General features: G+C 66.5%; 20 protein-coding genes. 11 read left to right on the top strand and 9 right to left on the bottom strand.

The genetic code is table 11. The features are described from left to right. Positions 1-95: 95 nt before the first annotated feature. The 3 genes from HV681_RS07860 (at position 96) to HV681_RS07850 (ending at position 3047) form a co-directional block, all read left to right on the top strand. The gene (locus HV681_RS07860) at positions 96-1049 is read left to right on the top strand and encodes an MBL fold metallo-hydrolase (protein WP_175122537.1); all 954 of its coding nucleotides are present in this window, start codon (positions 96-98) and stop codon (positions 1047-1049) included. 100 nt (positions 1050-1149) lie between these two features. Further along, positions 1150-2829, top strand: a complete 1680-nt coding sequence (locus HV681_RS07855; RefSeq protein WP_175122536.1) for an FAD-dependent oxidoreductase — start codon at positions 1150-1152, stop codon at positions 2827-2829. Between the two features lie 17 nt (positions 2830-2846). Next, positions 2847-3047, top strand: coding sequence for a DUF2783 domain-containing protein (locus HV681_RS07850; protein ID WP_175122535.1), 201 nt, complete (start codon positions 2847-2849; stop codon positions 3045-3047). A gap of 77 nt (positions 3048-3124) precedes the next feature. Here HV681_RS07850 and HV681_RS07845 read toward each other — a convergent pair whose 3' ends face one another. Continuing rightward, positions 3125-4033 carry a LysR family transcriptional regulator gene (locus HV681_RS07845; protein WP_175122534.1) on the bottom strand — a complete coding sequence of 303 codons (909 nt, stop codon included), beginning with the start codon at positions 4031-4033 and terminating at the stop codon, positions 3125-3127. 164 nt (positions 4034-4197) lie between these two features. Here HV681_RS07845 and hmgA point away from each other — a divergent pair, with 164 nt between their 5' ends. Both hmgA and fahA read left to right on the top strand, forming a co-directional pair. Continuing rightward, positions 4198-5496, top strand: coding sequence for a homogentisate 1,2-dioxygenase (hmgA, locus tag HV681_RS07840; protein WP_175122533.1), 1299 nt, complete (start codon positions 4198-4200; stop codon positions 5494-5496). 137 nt (positions 5497-5633) lie between these two features. Beyond that, positions 5634-6953 (top strand): fumarylacetoacetase, encoded by a 1320-nt coding sequence (gene fahA / locus HV681_RS07835; RefSeq protein WP_175122532.1) that lies wholly within the window; start codon positions 5634-5636, stop codon positions 6951-6953. A 59-nt stretch (positions 6954-7012) separates the two neighbouring features. Here the strand turns inward: fahA and yihG are convergent, their stop codons facing one another. The 3 genes from yihG to HV681_RS07820 all read right to left on the bottom strand — a co-directional run bounded on the left by yihG (position 7013) and on the right by HV681_RS07820 (position 11054). After that, positions 7013-8044, bottom strand: coding sequence for a 1-acylglycerol-3-phosphate O-acyltransferase, YihG family (gene yihG / locus HV681_RS07830; RefSeq protein ID WP_496349915.1), 1032 nt, complete (start codon positions 8042-8044; stop codon positions 7013-7015). Between the two features lie 181 nt (positions 8045-8225). Continuing rightward, entirely contained in the window at positions 8226-10121 is a 1896-nt protein-coding gene (locus HV681_RS07825) for an LTA synthase family protein (protein ID WP_175122530.1), read from the bottom strand. Positions 10122-10325: 204 nt separating this feature from the next. After that, entirely contained in the window at positions 10326-11054 is a 729-nt protein-coding gene (locus HV681_RS07820; protein WP_175122529.1) for a FadR/GntR family transcriptional regulator, read from the bottom strand. 150 nt (positions 11055-11204) lie between these two features. Here HV681_RS07820 and HV681_RS07815 point away from each other — a divergent pair, with 150 nt between their 5' ends. The 5 genes from HV681_RS07815 (at position 11205) to HV681_RS07795 (ending at position 15844) form a co-directional block, all read left to right on the top strand. Next, complete coding sequence (locus tag HV681_RS07815; protein WP_254594915.1) at positions 11205-12023, top strand: NAD-dependent epimerase/dehydratase family protein; 819 nt, start codon at positions 11205-11207, stop codon at positions 12021-12023. An 8-nt stretch (positions 12024-12031) separates the two neighbouring features. Beyond that, complete coding sequence (locus tag HV681_RS07810; protein WP_175122527.1) at positions 12032-12910, top strand: SMP-30/gluconolactonase/LRE family protein; 879 nt, start codon at positions 12032-12034, stop codon at positions 12908-12910. A gap of 111 nt (positions 12911-13021) precedes the next feature. Continuing rightward, positions 13022-13999, top strand: coding sequence for a TRAP transporter substrate-binding protein (locus HV681_RS07805; protein ID WP_175122526.1), 978 nt, complete (start codon positions 13022-13024; stop codon positions 13997-13999). A gap of 7 nt (positions 14000-14006) precedes the next feature. Further along, positions 14007-14570 carry a TRAP transporter small permease gene (locus HV681_RS07800; RefSeq protein WP_175122525.1) on the top strand — a complete coding sequence of 188 codons (564 nt, stop codon included), beginning with the start codon at positions 14007-14009 and terminating at the stop codon, positions 14568-14570. Then, positions 14561-15844, top strand: a complete 1284-nt coding sequence (locus tag HV681_RS07795; RefSeq protein ID WP_175122524.1) for a TRAP transporter large permease — start codon at positions 14561-14563, stop codon at positions 15842-15844. Before HV681_RS07800 ends, HV681_RS07795 begins: the two co-directional genes overlap by 10 nt. On the opposite strand, the gene HV681_RS07790 is transcribed toward HV681_RS07795, so the two are convergent. The 5 genes from HV681_RS07790 to HV681_RS07770 all read right to left on the bottom strand — a co-directional run bounded on the left by HV681_RS07790 (position 15837) and on the right by HV681_RS07770 (position 20904). Further along, positions 15837-16598 (bottom strand): phosphatase PAP2 family protein, encoded by a 762-nt coding sequence (locus HV681_RS07790; protein WP_254594914.1) that lies wholly within the window; start codon positions 16596-16598, stop codon positions 15837-15839. The genes HV681_RS07795 and HV681_RS07790 overlap by 8 nt on opposite strands. 62 nt (positions 16599-16660) lie before the next feature. Beyond that, positions 16661-18004, bottom strand: coding sequence for a sensor histidine kinase (locus HV681_RS07785; protein ID WP_175122523.1), 1344 nt, complete (start codon positions 18002-18004; stop codon positions 16661-16663). After that, the gene (locus tag HV681_RS07780) at positions 18001-18714 is read right to left on the bottom strand and encodes a response regulator transcription factor (protein ID WP_175122522.1); all 714 of its coding nucleotides are present in this window, start codon (positions 18712-18714) and stop codon (positions 18001-18003) included. The genes HV681_RS07785 and HV681_RS07780 overlap by 4 nt, the downstream gene beginning before the upstream one ends. Positions 18715-18734: 20 nt before the next feature. Further along, positions 18735-20150, bottom strand: a complete 1416-nt coding sequence (locus HV681_RS07775; protein WP_175122521.1) for an FAD-binding oxidoreductase — start codon at positions 20148-20150, stop codon at positions 18735-18737. A 121-nt stretch (positions 20151-20271) separates the two neighbouring features. Continuing rightward, complete coding sequence (locus HV681_RS07770) at positions 20272-20904, bottom strand: BPTD_3102 family carboxylase-like protein (RefSeq protein WP_175122520.1); 633 nt, start codon at positions 20902-20904, stop codon at positions 20272-20274. A 316-nt stretch (positions 20905-21220) separates the two neighbouring features. On the opposite strand from HV681_RS07770, the gene HV681_RS07765 reads away from it, so the two are divergent. Then, positions 21221-22612, top strand: a complete 1392-nt coding sequence (locus tag HV681_RS07765; protein ID WP_175122519.1) for a phosphomannomutase/phosphoglucomutase — start codon at positions 21221-21223, stop codon at positions 22610-22612. Positions 22613-22614: the final 2 nt, after the last annotated feature.

Here is a 22614-nt window from a genome sequence, read left to right as displayed (position 1 = left end):
GGAATTCGTTTATAGCAAACGTATTGCACGAAAACTAACGCGGGACTATATTTCCTTCCACACACCCTATTCCTATAAAAGTGGAAGGAGCCTCCATGAGCAAGCAATTCGCCTCGCACGCGGACATGGACGACAAGGTCGTCTCGTTCGAAAAACTGTCCGACAACGCCTATGCCTACACCGCCGAAGGCGATCCCAACACGGGTGTGATCATCGGCGACGAGGCCGTCATGGTGATCGACACCCAGGCCACCCCCGTCATGGCCCAGGACGTGATCCGCCGCATCCGCGAAGTCACGGACAAGCCCATCAAGTACATCCTGCTGTCGCACTACCACGCCGTGCGCGTGTTCGGTGCGTCGGCCTACAACGCCCAGGAAATCCTGGCCAGCCGCGACACCTACGACCTGATCGCCGAACGCGGCGAGCAGGACAAGGCCAGCGAAATCGGCCGATTCCCCCGCCTGTTCCGCAACGCCGAATCGATTCCGCCGGGTCTCGTCTGGCCGACCATGACGTTCAAGGGCGAAATGACGGTCAACCTGGGCAACCTGGAAGTCAAGCTGCTGCAGGTCGGCCGCGGCCACACCAAGGGCGACACCATCGCCTGGCTGCCCGAGCAGAAGATCCTGTTCGCGGGCGACCTGGTCGAGTACCAGTCCACGCCCTACTGCGGCGACGCCTACTTCCGCGACTGGCCCACCACGCTGGACGCACTGTGGGGCTTTGAAGCCGAGAAAATGGTGCCCGGCCGCGGCCCGGCGCTCAAGAACGCCACCGAAGTGCGCCAGGGCCTGGCCGGCACACGCGCCTTCCTGACGGACCTGTACGGCGCCGTGAACCGCGGCGTGGCCGAGGGCAAGGACCTGAAGACGATCTACCGCGAGGTCTACGACTTCATGAAGCCGCGCTACAGCGACTGGGTCATCTTCGACCACTGCATGCCGTTTGACGTGTCGCGCGCCTATGACGAGGCCTCGGGCCACACGCATCCGCGCATCTGGACGGACAAGCGCGACCTGGAAATGTGGGCCCAGCTGGAAGGCTGATCTTCCTCCAGGCCCCGAACAAGCAAGAACCGGACACGCGCGACCCTTGCGGCGCAGCGTGTCCGCATAAATAAAAAAATGACCCACACAGGAGACAACCGTGGGAGACATCGACTTTCAGGCGATGGAGTTCGCCTATGAAAAGCACGCGGACCAGACGGCGGCCGACCCGGCGCGCCATCAGGTCGTGGTGGTGGGCGCCGGCCCCGTCGGCCTGACTACGGCGCTGGACCTGGCGCGCCAGGGCGTGCGCGTGGTGGTGCTGGACGACGACTACCGCTTGTCCACAGGGTCGCGCGCCATCTGCTTTTCCAAGCGCACGCTCGAAATCTGGGATCGCCTGGGCGTTGGCCAGCGCATGATCGACAAGGGCGTGTCGTGGAACGTCGGCAAGATTTTCTTCCGCGAGCAGGAGGTCTGGCGCTTCGACCTGCTGCCCGAACCCGGCCACCGCCGGCCGGCATTCATCAATCTGCAGCAGTACTACGCCGAAGGCTATCTATACGAGCAGGCCCGCCAGCAGCCCAACATCGAGCTGCGCTGGAAGAACAAGGTCGCCGGCGTCATGCAGGGCAATGACGGCGTGACGCTGACCGTCGAAACGCCCGAAGGCCCGTACACGCTGCATGCCGATTGGCTGATCGCCTGCGACGGCGCACGATCGCCGGTGCGCAAGCTGATCGGCCAGGAAAGCCACGGCCGCATCTTCCGCGACCGCTTCCTGATCGCCGACGTCAAGATGACCGCGGATTTTCCGTCCGAACGCTGGTTCTGGTTCGATCCGCCTTTTCACCCGAATCAATCCGTGCTGCTGCACCGGCAGCCCGACAACGTCTGGCGCATCGATTTCCAGCTCGGCTGGAACGCCGACCCCGTTGAAGCGGTCAAGCCCGAGAACGTGCTGCCGCGCATCCGGGCGCTGCTGGGTCCGGATGCGCAGTTCGAACTGGAATGGGTCAGCGTCTACACGTTTGCGTGCGAACGCATGGACAAGTTCCGCCACGGCCGCATCGTGTTCGCGGGCGACTCCGCGCATCGCGTGTCGCCGTTCGGTGCGCGCGGCGCCAACAGCGGCGTGCAGGATGCCGAGAACCTGGCGTGGAAGCTCAAGCTTGTCGTGGCCGGCCTGGCGCCCGATACGCTGATCGACAGCTACAGCGCCGAGCGTGAATTCGCGGCCGACGAGAACATCCTGAACTCGTCGCGCGCCACCGACTTCATTACGCCCAAGAGCGACATCAGCCGCAGCTTCCGCAATGCGGTGCTGAATCTGGCGAAAGACCACCCGTTTGCGCGATCGCTCGTGAACAGTGGGCGGCTTTCGCTGCCGGCCACCTACGCCGGATCGCCCCTGAACACGCCGGATGCCGACGCCTTCACCGGCCGCATGATGCCGGGCGCGGTGGCGCTGGATGCGCCGTTGCAGGTTCAGGGCGAAGCGGGCTGGTGGCTGTCGCAACTGGATGGCGAGTTCGTGCTGGCGGTGTTCTGCGTTGGCACGCTGCCCGGCCGCGACACGCTGATGGCGTTGCAGGCGCTGCGGATGGCGCCGGTGCCCGTCAAAGCCGTGCTGGTGGCCGATATGCAGTGCGACCTGTCCGCCGTGGCCGCGGACGTGCCCGTGGTGCGCGACAGCGAAGGCTGCCTGGCCAAGCGCTACGACGCGCAGGACGGCACCGCCTACCTGATCCGCCCCGACCAGCACATCGCCGCGCGCTGGCGCGTTTTCAATCCCGACGCCGTTGCCGCCGCCGTTCAGCGCGCGACGGGCCGCGAGTGATTCCCGAGGTTGTCACCATGCTTATCACCGAAACCAACCTGAGCGCGCCGGACGACTTCTATGAAGCGCTGATCGACGCCCATCGCGACCTGACGAACGAGCAGAGCCAGGAGCTGAATGCGGCGCTGATCCTGCTGCTGGCGAACCACCTGGGCGACCTGCCCCTGCTGAAGGAAGCGCTGCAGCATGCGCGCGCGTCCGTGACGCAGGCGGTTTAAGGCGGCAATTCAAGACGGCGCGCGTCCGATCCAAGCGGCGTGGGGTCCGCGGCGGCGTCAACGCCGCGCGCGGGCCCTCATGAGCCCACCGCGAAGGTATTGACGATCAACGCGCGCAGCCACTGATTGCCGCCGTCGCGATCCACCCTGCGCTGCCAGTACATGTTGGTCTGCAGCGCGGGCACTTTCAGCGGTGGCGTCATGAAGCGCAGGCCGAACGGTGCGGCGGCGCTGGCCGCCAGCTTCTCCGGCACGGTCGCCAGCAGATCCGTCGCGCTGACGATATAGGGCACCGCGGAAAAATGCGGCACGCTGAAATGCTCGGCCAGGTCCACCCCGGCCCGCTCCATCGACTGATTCACCTGCCCATAAGGCGCCGCGCGCGACACGATCAGATGACGCTCCGCGCGAAACGCCTTGATCCCCATGCCCGCATGCGCGGTGGGATGCGCCTGGCGGAAGAGCGTGGCGTAGCCCTGACGAAACAGCATCCGCTGCAGCGTGCCGGCTCCCATTTCATCGAACGCGCCGATTGCCAGGTCCACCCTGCCCGACTCCATCTCGCGCGGCAGATCCGGCCCCAGCACCCGCACCGAGTCGATGCGCACGTGCGGCGCCTTCTGCACGCAGACTTCCATGAGGCGCGGCATGAAGTGGATTTCGCCGACGTCGGTCATGGCCACACGAAAGCGCCGGGTGCTGGTCGTCGCATCGAACTCGTCCTGGTCCTGCAAGGCCTGCGAAAGCAACCCCAGCGCTTCACTGACGGGTCCGGCCAGGCGCTGGGCGCGCGGCGTCGGCAGCATGCCCTGCGCGGTACGTACGAAGAGTTCATCGCCGAATGCCACGCGCAGGCGCCGCAGCGCATTGCTCACCGCGGGTTGCGACAGGTCCATGCGCCGCGCCACCGCTGACAGGTTGCGGTCTTCCAGCAGGTGTTGAAACAGCAGCAACAGGTTCAGATCGACATCGCGCAGTTCGGCCATCGGCGCCCCGTACTATTCACGAAATTTATAGTCGCTATTTTTGCATTCCCGTAGCCGCAACAGGGATTTTTTCCGACAATGGCACATCGGCTCGGGCGGCGCCCGTCCCGCCACCACACCAAGCTGCGCGGCCAAGCACCGCGCCCGCCACCCAGGAGGATTCCATGGAACTGCAATATCAGTCCGGCTTCGGCAACGAATGCGCAACCGAGGCCTTGCCCGGCGCCCTGCCCGCTGGCCGCAATTCACCGCAGCAATGTCCTTACGGCCTGTACGCCGAGCAGCTGTCCGGCACCGCCTTCACGGCGCCGCGCGCGGAAAACCGCCGTTCGTGGCTGTACCGCATCCGTCCGGGCGCGCAGCACAAGCCCTTTGAAGCGTTCGGCGGCGCCGCCGGCTGGCTGAGCACCTTCGGCCACGGCCCGGTCACGCCGAACCAGCTGCGCTGGAGCCCGATGCCGATTCCCGATACCCCCACGGATTTTCTGGAAGGCGTGAAGACATGGGGCGGCAATGGCGGCCCCGACGAACAGGGCGGCGTGGGCATCCATCTGTATGCCGCCAACCGCTCGATGCAGGGCCGCTTCTTCTACAACGCCGACGGCGAACTGCTGCTGGTGCCGCAAGAGGGGCGCCTGCGCCTGGCCACCGAACTGGGTCTTATCGACCTGGAACCGCTGGAAATCGCCGTCATCCCCCGCGGCGTGCGATTCCGCGTGGAACTGCTGGACGGCACGGCGCGCGGCTACATGCTCGAGAACTTCGGCGCGGCGCTGCGCCTGCCGGAACTGGGTCCCATCGGCTCGAACTGTCTGGCCAACGCGCGCGACTTCAAGACGCCCGTGGCTTGGTACGAAGACGTGGACGGCGACTTTGAACTGATCGCCAAGTTCACAGGCGGCTTCTGGCGTGCCGCGATCGACCATTCGCCCCTGAACGTGGTGGCCTGGCACGGCACGCATGCCCCCTACAAGTACGACCTGCGCCACTTCAACACCATCGGATCGATCAGCTTCGACCACCCCGATCCCTCGATCTTCACGGTGCTGACGGCGCCATCGGACACCCCGGGCACGGCCAATATGGACTTCGCGATCTTCCCGCCGCGCGTCCTGGCCATGGAGAACACGTTCCGTCCGCCCTGGTTCCATCGGAACATCGCCAGCGAATTCATGGGCCTGATCCAGGGCGTGTACGACGCCAAGGCCGACGGGTTCGCGCCCGGCGGCGCCAGCCTGCACAACTGCATGAGCGGCCACGGTCCCGACGCCGAAACGTTTGAGAAGGCGTCGCACGCGGACACCAGCAAGGCGCATTACATCCGCGACACGATGGCGTTCATGTTCGAGACCCGCCGCGTGATCCGCCCGACGGAGCAGGCGCTGGCGTCGGTAGAATTGCAGGGCGATTACTACCGGTGCTGGCAGGGCATCGCAAAGCACTTCGATCCCAAGAAGGCGTGACGCGACCGCGTCAGCCTTTGTTGCCGGCGGCGATGCGCGAACAGCGCATCGCCGTTTGGCGTTTGATTCATCCGGCGCACGAACCGCTCGAGCGCCCGGCCAGCCCCCCATAACCACACTGACCGAGACACGCAGCCATGACCACCACGATCAACGAAACGCACGACCCGTCCTTGAAGAGCTGGGTCGCCAGCGCCAATTCGGACACGTCGGATTTCCCCGTGCAGAACCTGCCCTACGGCGCATTCCGCCGCAAGGGCTCGCAGGAATCCTTCCGCCCCGGCGTGGCCATCGGCGACCAGATCCTGGACCTGGCCGCGCTGGCCGGCAAGCAGCCGTTCGAAGGCCTGGCCGCGGATGCCCTGGCCGCCTGCGCCACCGATAGTCTGAATGCGCTGATGGCCCTGGGCCAATCGCACTGGAGCGCGCTGCGCCTGGCGCTGTCGCGCGCGCTGCGCGAAGGCGCCGCCCTGCGCGCCACGGTGGAACCGCTGCTGGTCGCGCAGGCTGACGCCGAATACACCACGCCCGCCCGCATCGGCGACTACACCGACTTCTATATCTCGGTGCACCACGCCACCGCCGTGGGCAAGCAGTTCCGTCCTGACAACCCCCTGCTGCCCAACTACAAGTGGGTGCCGATCGGCTATCACGGCCGCGCCTCCAGCATTGGCGTGGACCAGAAATTCCCGCGCCCGGTCGGCCAGACGCGTCCCGCCAACGAAGGCGAAGCGCCGCAATTCGGCCCGTGCGCAAGGCTGGACTATGAACTGGAGCTGGGCATTTTCGTGGGCACCGGCAACGCGCAGGGCGAACGCATCACGCTGGCCGACGCGGATTCGCACGTGTTCGGCCTGTGCATCCTGAACGACTGGTCGGCGCGCGACATCCAGGCCTGGGAATACCAGCCGCTCGGCCCCTTCCTGTCCAAGAACTTCGCGTCCACGATCTCGCCGTGGATCGTCACGATGGAAGCGCTGGAGCCGTTCCGCACGCAATGGACCCGCGGCGCGGGCGAGCCGCAGCCGATGCCTTACCTGGCCTCCGACGCCAATCGGGCCAAAGGCGCGTACGACGTCCAAATGCAGGTGCTGATGACCACCGAACAATCGCGCGCCGACAGCAAGCCGCCGGTGAAGCTGTCCAGCAGCAATTTCCGCGACGCCTACTGGAACGTCGCGCAGCTCATCACGCATCACACGGTCAATGGCTGCAACCTGCAGCCGGGCGACATGCTGGGCACCGGCACGCTGTCCGGCCCGCAGCCTTCGGAAGCGGGGTCGCTGCTGGAACTGAGCAATGGCGGCAAGGCGCCGATCGAACTGCCGTGGGGCGAGAAGCGCACCTTCCTGCAGGATGGCGACCAGATCATCATCCGCGCCGAATGCGTGAAGGCGGGCTATCCGCGTATCGGCTTCGGCGAGTGCTCGGGCGTGGTGCTGCCCGCGTGCGTCTGACGCTCAGGCGGCATGGACAAAGCCACGCAGCGGCGCGACCGCTGCGTGGCTTTTTTTATTTAGTTGACGGGCGGGTTTGTGACGGCCGGCGATCCGGCGGCCGGCGATCCGGCGGCCGGCGACCCGGCGGCGGGCGATCCCGCGGCAGGCGCCCCCCCATCTGACGCCCCCGCACCCGGTGCCCCCGGGCGCGCCACCAGCGCCTCGATCTCTTCGTCCTTGGCCTGCCATTGCTGCCCAAGCCATTGGTGGAACGTGGTGCGAAACGCCTTGTCGCGCGAGTAATCGGCTTCGCAAAACGCCGGCGGCACCGGCAATTGCCGCATGCGCACCAGCACTTGTCCTGCGCGTCCGCAGGCGAAATCCCAGAAGCTCGGCGCGCCATCCGGATAGGCGATGGTGACGTCGATCATCGACCGGAACTGCGCCCCCATCGCATTCAACGACACCGCCAGACCGCCCGCCTTGGGCTTGAGCAGATGGCGGTATGGCGAGTTCTGCGCCGCGCGCTTGGCTTGGCTGAAACGCGTGCCTTCGGCAAACAGCATCACGCTGGTGGGCACCAGCGAAAACTTGGCGCAGGCGCGCCGCGCGGCCTCCTGGTCCTGGCGCCCCAGGTCGGGGTTCTTGCGCAGGGCCGCCTTGCCGTGCCGTTTCATGAAGGGAAAGTCCAGCGCCCACCACGCCAGACCGATGACCGGCACGTAGATGAGCTGCTGTTTGAGGAAGAACTTGAGCAGCGGAATGCGCCGGTTCAGCGAGTACTGCAGCACGAAGATGTCGACCCACGACTGATGGTTGCAGTTGACCAGATACCAGTCGGCATAGCGCAGGTCCTTGTTGCCCTGGATGTCCCAGGCCTGCGGCTGGATGCGTACGAACCAGCTGGAATTGCACGCCACCCACGCGGTGGCGATGCTATTCAGAATGGGATCGATGAGGCGCCTGACTGCGGCAAAAGGCAACGCCAGCTTCAGCAGCGAGACCGGAAACAGCAGCAGGCACCAGAACAGCGTGTTGGCGGCCAGCCAGACCGAGCTGATGACCCCGGTGATCCAGGCAAAACGGCCACGCGGCACGGGGATCGCCATACGGGGACGCTGGCGCTGCGCGGCGTGTTGGACACTGGAGAGCGCCGGAGATGCGGGGCGGGAGGCTCCCGAGGACGTGTTGGGCGTTGTCATGGGCGCCAGTGTGCTATTGGCCCGCGGAATGCGGATTGAGCAGGATCAAGGCAGGCGGCCGGGGTGGCCGCCTTGGTCGTCATATGCGTCACGGCAGCCGGTACTTCTCTTCGCGATACGCCCAGCTTGCCCACAACGCGTGCGCCAACGCCTCCTGCGTCAGCGCGGGATCCGCCGGCTCGACCGGCGCATACGTCTCGTCCTGTCCCACCGGCGCGGCCTCGTAACGGAACTGGCGCGGCGCCTTGGAAGGCTCCAGCACCAGCAGTTGATCGCCTTTCAGATAACCGAAGTTGTCCGCGTATTGCATCATCGCGCGGTTCGGATCGCGCTGCGTCAGATCGGCGCCCAGCATGGGGTTCACATTATCCAGGCCGATCAAGGACAGCAGCGTCGGCGCCATGTCGATCTGGCTGACCAGCCGATCGTCCTGCCGCGGCGCGATGCCCGCGCCGAGGATCAGCGCTGGAATCTGGAAATGCCGTACCGGCACGGGAATGGAGCCGTAAACGCGCGAATCGTGGTCGGCGATGACCAGGAAGACCGTGTTGTCCCAATACGGCGCCTTGCGCGCCTTGTCGAAGAACTGGCCCAGCGCCCAGTCCGCATAGCGCACCGTGTTATCCACCGTGGCCGGATCGCCCACGGGCTGGATGCGCCCGGGCGGATATTCCCACGGCGAATGGTTGGTCACCGAGAACGCCAGCGTGAACACCGGCTTGTCGCCGTCCGCGCGCAGCAGGCGGTCGACCTGATTGAACATGTCTTCATCGGAGGCGCCCCACGATCCCTCGAACACGGGGTCGACGAACTTGGGCCGGTCCACGATCTCGTCAAAGCCGTTGCCCAGGAAGAAGGCGCGCATGTTGTCGAAGTGGGACTCGCCGCCATACACGAAGCGCGAGTGATAGCCGTGCTTGCCCAGCAACTGCGCCAGTGTGAAAAAGCCCGTCTGCGAACGCGGCAGCTTGACCACGGCATCGGCCACGCTGGGCAAAAAGCCCGCGGTGACGGCTTCGATGCCGCGCACCGAACGCGTGCCGGTGGCGTAGGCGCGGTGGAACATCCAGCCTTCCTTGCCCAGCCGGTCGATGTTCGGCGTGAGGTCGCGGCCCCCCAGGCTGCCGACGTATTGCGCGCCCAGGCTTTCCTGCAGGATGATCACCACGTTCAGTGGTTTGTCGCGCCGCACGGTTGCCTTCTGCTCATGCAGGCTGGGCAGCGTCGGATCTATTGGCGCGCCGGTCATGCCGGCCTTCTCGCGCACGATGGCGTTCATCTCGTCCACGGCCATCTTGGGATACATCGCGGCCGACGAGCGTTCGTCGCGCATGCGATAGGCCGCGTCGAACACGCTGTACAGCGAATTGAGCGCCAGCGCGTTCACCATGGCGTCCGAGCTGAAGGCCACCTTGGCGGGATTGATGGGGCGATGCTCGAGCGTGCCGCGCGCGCCCAGGAACACCAGCGCCAGGATCACAAAGGATGCGACAGGCCGCTTCCACCATCCCATGAACGGATCGCGCGTGCGCGTCGGGAACAGCTTGACCGCAAGCCAGGCCGCCAGGACCAGCACCACGAAGGCGGCCAGCAGCACGCCCTTGTAGCCCTGCCACAGCATCGAGCCCACTTCCTTCGGATTGAGCAGGTAGATGAAGTAGAGGCGATTGGGACGGGTGTCGTATTCCGCGATGAATTGCGGGGTGGACACTTCCAGCAGCACGTACAGCATCCACCACACGCGGAACCACCACGCGGTAATGCGCGCGGCAAGCGGACGGTGGCCGAACCACGGCGAAAACACCGCCGGCAGCGCGATCACCATCGACAGCAGGCACACGTCGATGCGCAGTCCGCCAAAGAGGAGCGGCCCGAAGCCCCCGGCCGCTTCGACGCGGTCCCACATCCAGAAGGCCAATCCCAGCCGCGACAGTGTCAGCAGCACCAGGATGGCGATGATGAATCGAAGTGTCAGGCGACGCATGCCGCGACCCTCCGAGCAACGGGACATGCCTGTCCCAACGAAGAATGCGTATTGCCTGATGTGCCGCGCAGAACCATGCCGTTTCGAGAACCAAAAAAATAACCGCGCCAAGAGTAACGCGGTTTCGGGCTTATCAACGGCGACGAGAGGCGGTTCAAACGTTGTACGACATCACACGTGGACCAATCGCCTTCAATATGATGGCTATTGCGCGCGCCGCAGGCGTTCGCGGCTGTTGCTCAGGTGCGTGCGCATGGCGGCGCGGGCGGCCTCGGGGTCCTGGCGCGTGATTGCGCTGTAGATGTCTTCGTGTTCGAGATTCACGCGCGCCAGATAGGCGGCGCGGTCTTCGAGGGCGAACTTGGCGGAGTTGATGCGGGTGCGGGGAATGATGGCCGAGCCCAGGTGCGCCATGAGGTCCGCGAAGTAACGGTTGTCGGTGGATTGGGCCACCAGCAGATGGAATTGAAAGTCCGGCGTGATGGTGTCACCGCCCGCATCCAGCGCCTGTTTGAAGGCATCCAGCGCGCGACGCATCGCCTGCAACTGTTCGTCGCTGCGGCGGATGGCGGCCAGGCCCGCGGCCTCGCTTTCCAGGCAGATGCGCAGTTCCAGCAGCACCAGCACGTCGCGCACGGTGGCGATGTCGGCCGGGTCGACGCGGAAGTCGCCGCCGCCGCTAGGCTCAAGCGCATAGGTGCCCACGCCGTGATGCGTTTCGACCAGACCCGAGGCCTGCAGACGCGACAGCGCCTCGCGCACGACGGTGCGGCTTACGCCGAACTGACGCATGATGGCGGATTCGGTGGGGAGCTTGTCGCCCGGGCGGATTTCACCGCTGCGGATGCGTTCGGAAATGTTTTCAACCAGGCCTTGCGCCAGGTTGCGGGGACGACGCTGCGGCAAAACAGGGGTATCGGCGGGAGCGTTCATCAGGGATTATCCGGAAGCGGTTGCGCAGCGCTTGACGCTGAAAAATGGCGTTCATTATACTTTGCGACAGTTGTACGATAACGTACCAGACAAGTCCACTCCACCGCGCCATTCACAGAGCGTTGCGTCATGAGCCGAGCTGTCAACAACATGCCTGAATCCCTTCGGTGTCATCGTTTGTTATTGACCGGCGCCGCCGGCAACCTGGGCCTGGTACTGCGTCCCCGATTGAAAGCTCATGCGGACATCCTGCGCGTCTCCGACGTGGCGGCGATGGCCCCCGCACAAGACGGCGAAGAGGTCGTGCAATGCAATCTCGCCGACGCGTCCGCCGTGTCGGAACTGGTGCGCGGCACGGACGCCATCGTGCATCTGGGCGGCGTGTCAGTCGAGCGCCCCTTCGAAGAAATCCTGCCGGCCAATATCCAGGGCGTCTACAACGTCTACGAGGCGGCCCGCCTGCACGGCGTGCGGCGCGTGGTGTTTGCCAGCTCCAACCACGTCATCGGCTTTTATGAACAGGGACAGACCCTGGACGCCGACGTGCCGCTGCGACCCGACGGCTATTACGGCCTGAGCAAGGCCTACGGCGAAAACCTGTCGCGCTTCTACTTCGACCGATATGGCATCCAGACCGTCTGCCTGCGCATCGGCTCGTCGTTTCCCGAACCCAGGGACCGGCGCATGCTGGTCACCTGGCTCAGCCACGACGACCTGACCGATCTGGTTGTCCGATCCCTTTTCACTCCCGACGTCGGCCACCTCATCGTGTATGGTGCGTCGGCCAATCGCGACAGCTGGTGGGACAACAGCGGCGCGGCCGTGCTTGGTTTTGCGCCCAAGGACTCTTCCGAGCGCTTCCGCGCGCAGGTCGAGGCGCAGCCCCCGCTGGCCGCGGACGATCCCGCGGCGCGCTACCAGGGCGGCGCCTTCGTCAAGGCCGGCCCCTTCCCCTTCCCGAACGCCTGAAGCCTTTCATGTCCATCACCGCCGAACGTCTTGGAACCTTGTTGTGCGGCGTCGGAGAAAGCCCTATCTGGCGGCGCGCGGACAAGGCGTTCTACTGGACCGACATCCCCGGCAAGACGCTGTGGCGCTGGACGCCCGAGACCGGCGCATTCGCGCACTGGGCGTTGCCGCAGATGGCGGGCTGCATGGCGATGCGCGGCGACGGGTGGCTGCTGGCCATGGAAGACGGCCTCTATGCCTGCGACGCCCTGCGCGAGGGCGAGGCTTGCCTGCCCCGGCAACTTGCCGCCGTGGCCCACAACGCGCCCGGCATGCGGTTCAACGATGGCCGCTGCGACCGGCAGGGCCGGTTCCTGGCCGGCACCATGGTGATGGACATGGGCCTCGCCTGGCCCGCCGGCGCACTGTACCGCCACGATGCGCGCGGCACGTCCGTGCTGCTCGACGACCTGATCGTGCCCAACGGCCTGGCTTTCAGTCCCGATGGCCGGACAATGTACCTGTCCGATTCGCACCCATCGCGCGCGACCGTCTGGGCGTTTGACTACGACACCGATGCCGGCATGCCGTCCCACCGCCGCGTCTTCATCCCCGCCCTGCCCGCCGGCCGCCCGGACGGCGCCGCCGTGGACGCGGCGGGCTGCTACTGGATCTGCGGCAACGACGCCGGCAAGGTGTACCGCTACACCCCCGACGGCCGTCTGGACCGCACCCTGGACGTGCCTGCCGCGAAGGTCGCCATGTGCGCCTTCGGCGGCGCCGGTATGGACACCCTTTTCGTCACGTCGATCCGTCCCGCGAACGCCGCTCCCGGCGCGCTGGATGGCGCGGTATTCGCCCTGCACCCCGGCGTGCAGGGCCTGGAGGAAACCGCCAGCGCCGGTTAGCACCCGACGGGCGGCTTCGCGCGCGCCCACCCCGAGCAGGCAGTGCATATCAAAGAGCTTCGGGGCCATCACGGCCCTCAACGAAACGCCGTACCCCATCCGGAGGTAGACATGCTGCACCCTCACCTGAGCCGCGCCGTTCTGGCCGCGGCCGCCTTGCTGACGCTGATTCCCGCCACCCACGCCGCCGAGCTGCGCTCCGCGGACATCCATCCCGACGATTACCCCACTGTGCAGGCCGTGCGCCACTTCGGCGAACTGGTCAAGCAACGGACCAACGGCCGCATCACCGTGAAGGTGTTTTCCGGCGGCGCGCTCGGCAACGAAGATGATTCGATCGAGCAGGTGAAGCTGGGCGCGCTGGCCATGTCCCGCGTCTCCAGCGCGGCGATGCACAACATCTGCCAGACCACGCGCGTGCCGTCGCTGCCGTTCCTGTTCCGCTCCAAAGAGCATCTGCACAAGGTGCTGGACAGCGAGATCGGCGACCAGATCCTGCGCTCGTGCGAGGCTGCGGGCTTCGTCGGACTGGCGTGGTACGACAGCGGATCGCGTTCCATGTATACGACCAAGAAGCCGATCAAGACGCTGGCCGACGCCAAGGGCCTGAAAATCCGCGTGCAGCAGTCGGACCTGTCCGTCGCGATGGTGGAAGCGATGGGCGGCAACGCCACGCCGATGCCGATGGGCGAGGTCTACACGTCGCTCAAGACAGGACTGGTGGATGCGGCCGAGAACAACTTTCCCAGCTACGAGAGCGCGCATCACTACGAGGTCGCAAAGTTCTATTCGCTGACCGAGCACACGATGACGCCCGAGATCCTGATCTTCTCCAAGCGCCAGTGGGACAAGCTGCCGCCGGACGACCAGAAGATCCTGCGCGAGGCCGCGCGCGAATCGGTGCCGTACATGCGCAAGCTGTGGGACGAACGCGAGCAGAAGTCGCGCGCCGTGGTCGAGAAGGCCGGTTCGCAGATCTCGCAGGTCGATAAACCCTCGTTCCAGGGTGCGATGAAGCCGGTGTACGAACGCTTTGTCACCACCCCTGAAATGAAGGATCTGGTCGCCAAGATCCAGGCCGTGCAGTGAGGACATCATGTTGGCCACACCCACGAATGAACCAGATGTCGCCGCGGGGGGCCGGGAAGAAGCCCTGGCTGCCCCGCTGGATGCCTACTCCCGCGCCTGCGCCCGGCTGGCGCGAATCTGCATGTGGACCAGCGTCTTCGGGCTGATCTGCCTGATCGTCGCTGTCTCGCTGCAGATCTTCGGCCGCCACGTCCTGAACAGCACGCCGACCTGGGCAGAAAGCCTGGCCCTTTTGCTGGTGCTGTACGTCACCATGCTGGGCGCCGCGGTCGGCGTGCGCGACGCCGGCCATATCGGCTTCGAGTCGCTGCTGGACGCCCTGCCCGCCGCCGGGCAGCGGCGGCTGCGCATCTTCATCCATCTGCTCGTGCTGCTGTTCGGCGTGCTGATGGCCTGGAATTGCGGCGTGCTGGCCGAGTCCGTCGCGGCCTACAAGATTCCGAACCTGGGCATCTCCAACGCCTGGAAGTACGTTCCTGCAACCCTGTCGGGCACCTTGATCGCGCTCTTTTCCATCGAGCACATCATCGCGATCCTGCGCAACCAGAAGGTGGTCCCGGCATGGCGCTGACACTGCTTTCCTTCACCTTCATGGGGTTCCTCGTGATCGGCGTGCCGGTGGCCTTTGCCATCGGGCTGTCGTCCATCACGGCCATCATGTACGAGGACCTGCCGCTCGCGGTGGCCTTCCAGCAGATGACCTCGGGCATGAACGCGTTTTCGTTCCTGGCCATCCCCTTCTTCATCTTCACCGGTGAACTGATGCTGTACGGCGGCATCGCCGACCGCATCGTGAACTTTGCCAAATCGCTGGTGGGCCATGTGCGGGGCGGCCTGGGCATGTCCAACGTGGTGGCCTGCACGCTGTTCGGCGGGGTGTCGGGATCGCCCGTGGCGGACGTGTCGGCGATGGGGTCCGTGATGATCCCGATGATGAAGCGCGAGGGCTATCACGCTGACTACGCGGTGAACGTCACAACCCACGCGGCGCTGGTGGGCGCGCTGATGCCGACCAGCCACAACATCATCATCTACACGCTGGCCGCGGGCGGCAAGGTGTCCATCGCGGCGCTGATCGCGGCAGGCGTGGTGCCCGCCCTGATCCTGACCGTGTGCAACCTGGCCGCTGCGTATTTCGTGGCGCGCAGCCGCGGCTATCCGGCAGGCACCTTTCCGGGCTGGCACATCGTGTTCCGCTCGCTGGTCGCCGCGGCGCCGGGGTTGTTCGTGGTGGTGCTGATCATTACCGGCATCCTGAGCGGCGTCTTCACCGCGACGGAATCCGCGGCGGTGGCGGTGCTGTATGCCCTGGCGCTGACGATCTTCGTCTACCGCTCGCTGACCTGGGACCAGTTCGTGCGCGCCGCCAGCAAGGCCGTGAAGACCACGGGCGTGGTGCTGCTGCTGATCGGCATTTCGGCAACGTTCGGCTACCTGATCAGCTTCTATGGCGTGGCCGAAAAGACCGGGCAGCTGATGGCGTCCATCTCGACGGAGCCGTGGGCCATCTTCCTGATGGTCAACATCATCCTGTTCGTGCTGGGAACGTTCCTGGACATGGCCGCCACCATCCTGATCTGCACGCCGATCTTCCTGCCGATCTGCATGCAGTACGGCATGGGGCCGGTGCAGTTCGGCATGGTGCTGCTGCTGAACTGCGCGCTGGGGCTGAACACGCCGCCGGTGGGCACCACGCAGTTTGTGGGGTGCGCCATCGGCGGGGTATCCGTGGGGACGGTCATGCGCACCATCTGGCCGTTCTACGGCGCGCTGCTGGCCGCGCTGGCGCTGGTGACCTATGTGCCGGCGTTCTCGCTATGGTTGCCGGGCGTGCTGCTCAACTGACGCGGTGCTGGCGGGGCGGGCATCCGGGCGCCCGCCCCGCGATCAGCGGATAGAAGAACACCGCCGCCAGCAGCCACATCAGGGCGGCGGACCAAAGCGTCTGGCTGAGAAAATGCGCGCCCTGCAGAATGCGCACCGCCGAAAACGCCACGCCGGCCGCCACGCCGATCGCCAGTCCGCTCCAGCGCCACGCCGGGCGGCCCAACGCCCACCCCGCGAAGTAAAGGGTCAGCAAGGCGTAGCCCGCGCCGGCATGGCCGCTGGGCAACGCGCCGCCGGCGCGCGCCTTTGCCCAGGTCCACCAGTGCACCGGATAAGGCGTATAGCCGCCCAACGTCTCCAGATCGTAGGGGCGCGGCAGCATGGTGTGATGCTTGAGTTGCGTAATGAGCAGTTGCCCCGTCAAGCACGTGATCGCGACGGCACAGGCCACCCCGCGCCAGCGCCGCCACGCCGCGATGCGGTAGCTGCCCGCTGCAACGCCCGCCGCGGCCAGACCCACGCTGATCGGCAGCGCCAGCACCATCCGGTGGCCCCGCAATTCAAGCCACCGGCTGCCATGCAGCGGAAAGTCGTCCAGCAGCGGATCGAACAGCGCGCGCGCGATGCGCATGTCCAGTCCCGACGCCTGTGACCACCAGGCCATACAGGCCAGCAACAGCGTCACGCCCCCGACGTGGGTCAGCAGATAGCGGGTTCTTGTCGGCGCATGCAGCGCCGGCGCCAGGGGGGACTGCAGCAATGGGGACGGCATGGAGACGAAGATCCGGACGTTTCGGGCCAGCGCACTTTACGGTCCCGCCAGTCGAAAATTCGTCAAATTTGCGCCGTCGGGCCGCCCCGCTCGTCGGGCTCGAAACGCAGCAGGAAGCGCGTGCCGCGCGCCGGGCCTTCTGCTTGCGAGGATTCGACGCTGAGCGACCAGCCCTGCATGTCGCAGACGCGCTTGGCGATCGCCAGGCCCAGCCCGCGCGCCGTCTCGTCGCCGCCCGCCACGCCGGAATCGCGCAGGCGGCCGCTGAAATAGCGGCGGAACAGAAAAGGCAGATCGCTGGCAGCAATGCCCTTGCCGTTGTCGCGCAACGCCAATCCGCCCTCCGCGTCCAGCGCCACGGTCAGCGTGGCCGGTGCGGCGTGTTCGATGGCGTTGCGCACGAGGTTGCGCAGCACGGTCAGCAAGGCGTAGCGGTCCAGCGTCAGCACCTGGCCGGCGGGCAATTGATTGTCAAAGCGCAGGTCGGCCAGACTGGCCTGGGCGGCATGCCCCCGCCACGCGTCTTCCATGCACTCGGCGATGTCCACCGGTTCCGGCGCGCGCAACTCGTCGCGCGCCATTGCCCGCGCGCTTTCCAGACTGACGATGACGTCGTCCACGTTGTCCACCACGCGTGTCAGGCGCTGCTGCTGATCCGGCGTCAATGCCTGCGTCAGGAGCATGAGCTCGCTGTCCGAGCGGATCGCCGCCAGCGGCGTGCGCACCTCGTGGCTAAGGTTGCTGGCGAACTCGCGTTCGCGGGCGATGGACCGGTCCACCTGGTTCTGCACGCGGTTGAAGGCTTCAATGAGACGCCCGGCCTCGTCGTCGCGCGTGACGGCCATGTCAGGCGAGCCCGGCGCCCAGGTCGACAGCCGGTCCGTCAGATCCAGCAACGGTCCGACCGCCACCCCCGCCACACGACGCGCCAACCCGTAGGCGAGCACGACGCAGATGGCGCCCACGCCCAGCACGATCAGCCCGAAATCGTGCACCCGCTCTTCGTTGTCGGTGGCGTCGTACAGCAGGTACACCGTGCCCCGGCCCGTCTCGGCCACCATCACGTGCCAGGTGTAGGCGCCAGGTTCGATCAGGTGCAGTCCGTTTTCCAGCGAAAGCAGTTCCGGCGGCATGCCGGCGGGCGGCTGACCGTCCACGCTGAGCCACGCCCGCATGGATCCGCCGAGTTCGCGCGCGCCGTGGCGCGGCAGGAACTCGTCGCTGCTGCGCGCATGCTGGACCAGGCGGTCCATCTCGGTGTTCAGGATGTCGTTGACCAGATCGTCTTCCATCTGGTCGAACGTCAGGTAGGCCAGGAGGGCCAGCGCGGTGACGAACAGCGCGACCGTGCCCGTCAGCGCCCAGACCACGCGCTGGGTCAGCGTGCCGGCGGCGGCGCGGCTCATGATGCGGCGGCGGGCAGCGTCAGGCGCCAGCCGGTGCCGTGCACGGTCTCGATGCCGTCAAAACCCGCGTCGGCCAGCGCGCGCCGCAGCAGGTGGACCTGGCTGCGCAGCGCATCGGACGAGGGCGGTTCGTTGCCCCACAGGACCGATTCCAGTTCTTCGCGCGTCACCACGCGGCCCGGGTCGCGCAGCAGCACCTCGATGATGAGGCCCGCCTTGCGGGTCAGGTGGACCGGCACGCCGCTGACCGACACGACGCGGCTGCGCGCGTCGAACTGAAGCGGGCCGAAGGTGCGCTCCGCATCGACCGTCGACCCTTTGGCGCGCTGGATCAGCGCCAGCAGCCGCGCTTCCACTTCGAGCAGCGCGAACGGCTTGGTGAGATAGTCGTCGGCGCCATGGGAAAAGCCCGCCAGCTTGTCTTCGAGGCTGTCGCGCGCGGTCAGCATCAGCACCGGCACGGCCAGCCGCCGTTCCGTGCGCATGTCATGCAGCACGGCGTTGCCGTCCATGCCGGGCAGGCCGATGTCCAGCAGCACGGCGTCAAAACGCTGTTCCTGCAACCGTTGAAGGGCCGCGGGTCCGCTGTACGCCACATCGGGCAGAAAGCCCCGCGCCTCCAGGAAGCTGTACAGATTGCCGGCGATGACATGGTCGTCTTCGACGATCAGCACCCGGTGGTTCGCGCCCGCTGCGGGAGGGGTTTTCATGGTCTGCGATCCTGGCCGCGTTATGCCTGCAGCACCTTGCCGGGGTTCATGAGACCCTGGGGATCCAGCGCCCGCTTGATCCGGCGCATCAGCGCCAGTTCGACGGGGTTCTTGTAGCGCGGCAGTTCGTCGCGTTTGAGCTGACCTACGCCGTGCTCGGCGCTGATGGATCCCTTGTGCGCGTGCACGCTGTCATGCACGACGCCATAGATCTCGCCTTGCAGCGCCAGCAGCTCGGCTTCGGTCTGTCCGGGGGCATGGGCCACGTTGTAGTGCAGGTTGCCGTCGCCCAGGTGGCCGAAGATCACGTGGCGCACGCCCGGAAAGCGCGCCTGCAGCAAGGCGTTGGTCTTGTGCACGAACCCGGCGATCGACGAGATGGGGATCGAGACATCGTGCTTGACCGACTTACCCAGCTCGGCCTCAGCCAGCGGAATGCTTTCACGCAGATGCCACAGCGCCTTGCTTTGCGACACGTTGGCGGCGATGGCTGCGTCGTTCACCAGGCCGGCTTCGATGGCGTCGCCCAGCACGGCCTCGAAGCGCTCGCGGGCGTGCGTTTCGCTTTCGCTGTCGGACAGTTCCAGCAGCGCGAACCACGGCGAAGCCGCCGACTCGCCTTCAAAAGGCAGGCGCTGCTGCGGAAACAGCCGCACCACGCCTTGCAGGCAGGCGCCGCTCATGAGTTCGAACCCGGTCAGCGAGGCGCCAAATCCGGAACGGGCGCGCGACAGGACCTCGACGGCGTTGTCGATGCTGTCCAGCGTAAGCAGCGCCGTGCAGGACGCCACGGGACGCGGGTACAGCTTGAGGGTGGCGGCCGTGATGATGCCCAGGGTGCCTTCGCTGCCGATGTACAGGTCGCGCAGGTCGTAGCCGGTGTTGTCCTTGCGCAGGCCGCGCAGGCCGTCCCAGATCTCGCCTTCGGCGGTCACGACCTCCAGGCCCAGCGTGAGGTCGCGCGTGTTGCCATAGCGCAGCACCTGCGTGCCGCCGGCGTTGGTGGCCAGATTGCCGCCGATGGTGCAGCTGCCTTCGGCCGCCAGGCTCAGCGGGAACAGCCGGTTGGCTGCCGCTGCGGCCTCCTGCACGGCCTGCAGGATGCAGCCGGCCTCGACCGTGATGGTGTCGTTGTCGGTATCCAGTGCGCGCACCGCGGTGAGCCGGGCCGTGGACAGGACGACCGCGGTGCCGGTGTCGTCCGGCGTGGCGCCGCCGCACAGGCCGGTATTGCCGCCTTGCGGCACGACGGGCACGCCGTGCTGCGCGCACAGCTTGATCGCGGCGGCCACGTCCGCCGTGGAACCGGGGCGGATCACCGCCAGGGCCGCGCCGCGATAGCGGCGGCGCCAATCCAGCACATAGGAATCCGCGTCCGCGCCGGTCAGCACGTGGGAATCGCCCAAGAGGGCCCGGAGATCGCTCAGCAGTGTCATGGGTGCCGCACAGAGAGTCGGCCCGGCCGCCGAGGGCCGGGCGCTGTTCATCGGATGTGCGGACTATTGTAGGGGCTGGGCGGCGCCCGCCGAAGCCCCCTGCGGGTGCCTGTTGGACCTGTCAGCCGACCGCCTGGTCCAGCCGGGTGCCCGTCATGCCCGAGCAGAAGGCGCGGGAGGCGATGCGCTCCATCAGGAAGGCGCGGTCCACGCCGGCGGGGCCGGGCAATTCGGACAAGGCGCGGTAGGCGCGGCGCAGGACTTCGCCACGGGTGGCGCCGCAGACCATGAGGTGAGTGCACGGCAGGCGGCGATCGCCGCAACCGTCGATGCGCACTTCCAGCACGTGCGGCGCGATGGGATCGTGTTCGGCAACCGGCATGTCCGGCGTGCGGGCCCGCGCCTGCGCGTCGATGACGCGGAAGACGCCGCTGCGGTCGTCGAGCGAGAAAGACACGGTGCCTGCGGCCTGCCAGCCGCGGTCGCGCGCCACGCTGGCGGCAACCGTGCGCAACGCGCTTTCGATCGATGCCGCCAGATGCGGCGCCGGGCATTCGGCGATGAGGACGCGCGCATCGCGCCAGACGCTGCGCTCCCAGGCGCGGCCAGCGGCCAGATCGCCCGTTGCCGCGGCAAAGACGTGGATATCAAGCCTGCGTTCGCGGCCGGCCGCCGGACCGGCAAAGTCCGTGGGTGGTCCCCGCCTGCTTGTGGCGCCGCCCGATGACATGACTGTGGATACTTTGGCGCCCATGGCCCCTCCTGGTCTTTCTGCTTGCCCGGCAAGCGTATCACCTTCGGATGACGAGCAACTTTTGTGCCATGCGCGCCCGCCCGGCAAGCGGCTTTTTTGCCTGCGGACGTGCACCGGAAACAGGCGGCGCCGCCCCATGCGCCGCACCATGGCGGGGCAGGCCGGCACCGGGTAAATGCCCTACTCCGCCCGAAGGATGAAGCCCCCCGCGCCGATGGGGGATAATCCAGCTTTGGCCCTTGCCATAGCGGTTTGGATGTGCGGGTTTACCATTACCCGGCAGCCGCCGCGCTGTCCCCCTCAACAAGGAACCGTCGTGGGCAACAATACACAATTTCCGGCCTCTGTTTTCAAGGCATATGACATTCGCGGCACGGTGCCGGACCTGATCGACGCGGCCTTCGCCCGGTCTCTCGGCGTGGCGCTTGCCGCCCGCGCCCGCGAACAAGGCGTGCAGACGCTCGTGGTTGGCCGCGATGGCCGCCTCAGCAGCGAAATGCTGTCCCTCGCGTTGCAGGAAGGCATGCTCGAAGGCGGCGTGGATACGCTGGACGTCGGCATGGTTCCCACCCCGCTCGTGTACTTCGCGGCCAACATCATGCAAACCGGGTCCGGCGTTGCCATCACCGGCAGCCACAACCCGCCCAAGTACAACGGCTTCAAGATGATGATGGGCGGCCGCGCGCTGTACGGCGACGACGTCCAGCAACTGGCGCAGGCCATGAATGGCGATGCCCCGGCGCCCGCGGCCGAGGCCGGCACGCGCCGCCAGCTCGACCTGGCGCAGACCTACATTGCCCGCGTGGCCTCCGGCGTCAAGCTGGCGCGTCCCATGAAGATCGCCATCGATTGCGGCAACGGCGTGGCCGGCGCGGTCGCGCCGCAGCTGTTCCGCGCGCTGGGCTGCGAGGTCGACGAACTGTTCTGCGAGGTGGATGGCAACTTCCCCAACCACCATCCCGACCCCGCTGAACCCAAAAACCTGCAGGACCTCATCAAGCACGTGGCCGAGACCGATTGCGAACTTGGCCTGGCCTTTGACGGCGACGGCGACCGCCTGGGCGTGGTCACCAAGTCCGGCCAGATCATCTGGCCCGACCGCCAGCTCGTCCTCTTTGCGCGCGACGTGCTCGAGCGCAATCCCGGCGCCACCATCATCTATGACGTCAAGTGCAGCCGCCACGTCGGCCTGTCGGTCGAAGCGGCCGGCGGCAAAGCGCTGATGTGGAAGACGGGCCACTCGCTGGTCAAGGCCAAGCTGGCTGAAACCGGCGCGCCGCTGGCCGGCGAAATGAGCGGGCACATCTTCTTCAAGGAACGCTGGTACGGCTTTGACGATGGCCTCTACACGGGCGCGCGCCTGCTGGAGATCGTGTCGCGCTTTGCCGACGCCTGCGAGCCGCTGGAAGCCCTGCCACAGGACGTTTCCACGCCGGAACTGAAGCTCGAAATGGAAGAAGGCCAGCCGTTCACGCTGGTCAAGGCGTTGCAGGACCAAGGCCAGTTCCCCGACGCCAAGCGCGTGATCACGATCGACGGCGTGCGCGCCGAATACGCCGATGGCTTTGGCCTGGCGCGGCCGTCGAACACCACGCCGGTCGTCGTGCTGCGTTTCGAGGCGCAAAGCGAAGCGGCGCTCGCGCGCATCCAGGCCGACTTCCGCCGCGAACTCGGCAAGCTGGCGCCGAACGCCACACTGCCCTTCTGATC

Origin of the sequence: Achromobacter animicus, from assembly GCF_902859585.1 — a bacterium.
GTDB lineage: Bacteria > Pseudomonadota > Gammaproteobacteria > Burkholderiales > Burkholderiaceae_B > Achromobacter > Achromobacter animicus.
The sequence above is the reverse complement of the archived record's forward strand: the minus strand, read 5'-3'. Positions and strand labels throughout refer to the sequence as shown.

Bases quoted from the DNA above. Each gene is read 5' to 3' on its own strand.
- HV681_RS07780 (WP_175122522.1), bottom strand. From the start codon at position 18,714: ATGAAAACCCCTCCCGCAGCGGGCGCGAACCACCGGGTGCTGATCGTC.
- HV681_RS07770 (WP_175122520.1), bottom strand. From the start codon at position 20,904: ATGGGCGCCAAAGTATCCACAGTCATGTCATCGGGCGGCGCCACAAGC.
- HV681_RS07815 (WP_254594915.1), top strand. From the start codon at position 11,205: ATGCCTGAATCCCTTCGGTGTCATCGTTTGTTATTGACCGGCGCCGCC.
- HV681_RS07800 (WP_175122525.1), top strand. From the start codon at position 14,007: ATGTTGGCCACACCCACGAATGAACCAGATGTCGCCGCGGGGGGCCGG.
- HV681_RS07805 (WP_175122526.1), top strand. From the start codon at position 13,022: ATGCTGCACCCTCACCTGAGCCGCGCCGTTCTGGCCGCGGCCGCCTTG.
- HV681_RS07825 (WP_175122530.1), bottom strand. From the start codon at position 10,121: ATGCGTCGCCTGACACTTCGATTCATCATCGCCATCCTGGTGCTGCTG.
- fahA (WP_175122532.1), top strand. From the start codon at position 5,634: ATGACCACCACGATCAACGAAACGCACGACCCGTCCTTGAAGAGCTGG.
- HV681_RS07820 (WP_175122529.1), bottom strand. From the start codon at position 11,054: ATGAACGCTCCCGCCGATACCCCTGTTTTGCCGCAGCGTCGTCCCCGC.
- HV681_RS07850 (WP_175122535.1), top strand. From the start codon at position 2,847: ATGCTTATCACCGAAACCAACCTGAGCGCGCCGGACGACTTCTATGAA.
- HV681_RS07790 (WP_254594914.1), bottom strand. From the start codon at position 16,598: ATGCCGTCCCCATTGCTGCAGTCCCCCCTGGCGCCGGCGCTGCATGCG.
- yihG (WP_496349915.1), bottom strand. From the start codon at position 8,044: ATGGCGATCCCCGTGCCGCGTGGCCGTTTTGCCTGGATCACCGGGGTC.
- HV681_RS07795 (WP_175122524.1), top strand. From the start codon at position 14,561: ATGGCGCTGACACTGCTTTCCTTCACCTTCATGGGGTTCCTCGTGATC.
- HV681_RS07860 (WP_175122537.1), top strand. From the start codon at position 96: ATGAGCAAGCAATTCGCCTCGCACGCGGACATGGACGACAAGGTCGTC.
- HV681_RS07845 (WP_175122534.1), bottom strand. From the start codon at position 4,033: ATGGCCGAACTGCGCGATGTCGATCTGAACCTGTTGCTGCTGTTTCAA.
- HV681_RS07775 (WP_175122521.1), bottom strand. From the start codon at position 20,150: ATGACACTGCTGAGCGATCTCCGGGCCCTCTTGGGCGATTCCCACGTG.
- HV681_RS07785 (WP_175122523.1), bottom strand. From the start codon at position 18,004: ATGAGCCGCGCCGCCGCCGGCACGCTGACCCAGCGCGTGGTCTGGGCG.
- HV681_RS07810 (WP_175122527.1), top strand. From the start codon at position 12,032: ATGTCCATCACCGCCGAACGTCTTGGAACCTTGTTGTGCGGCGTCGGA.
- hmgA (WP_175122533.1), top strand. From the start codon at position 4,198: ATGGAACTGCAATATCAGTCCGGCTTCGGCAACGAATGCGCAACCGAG.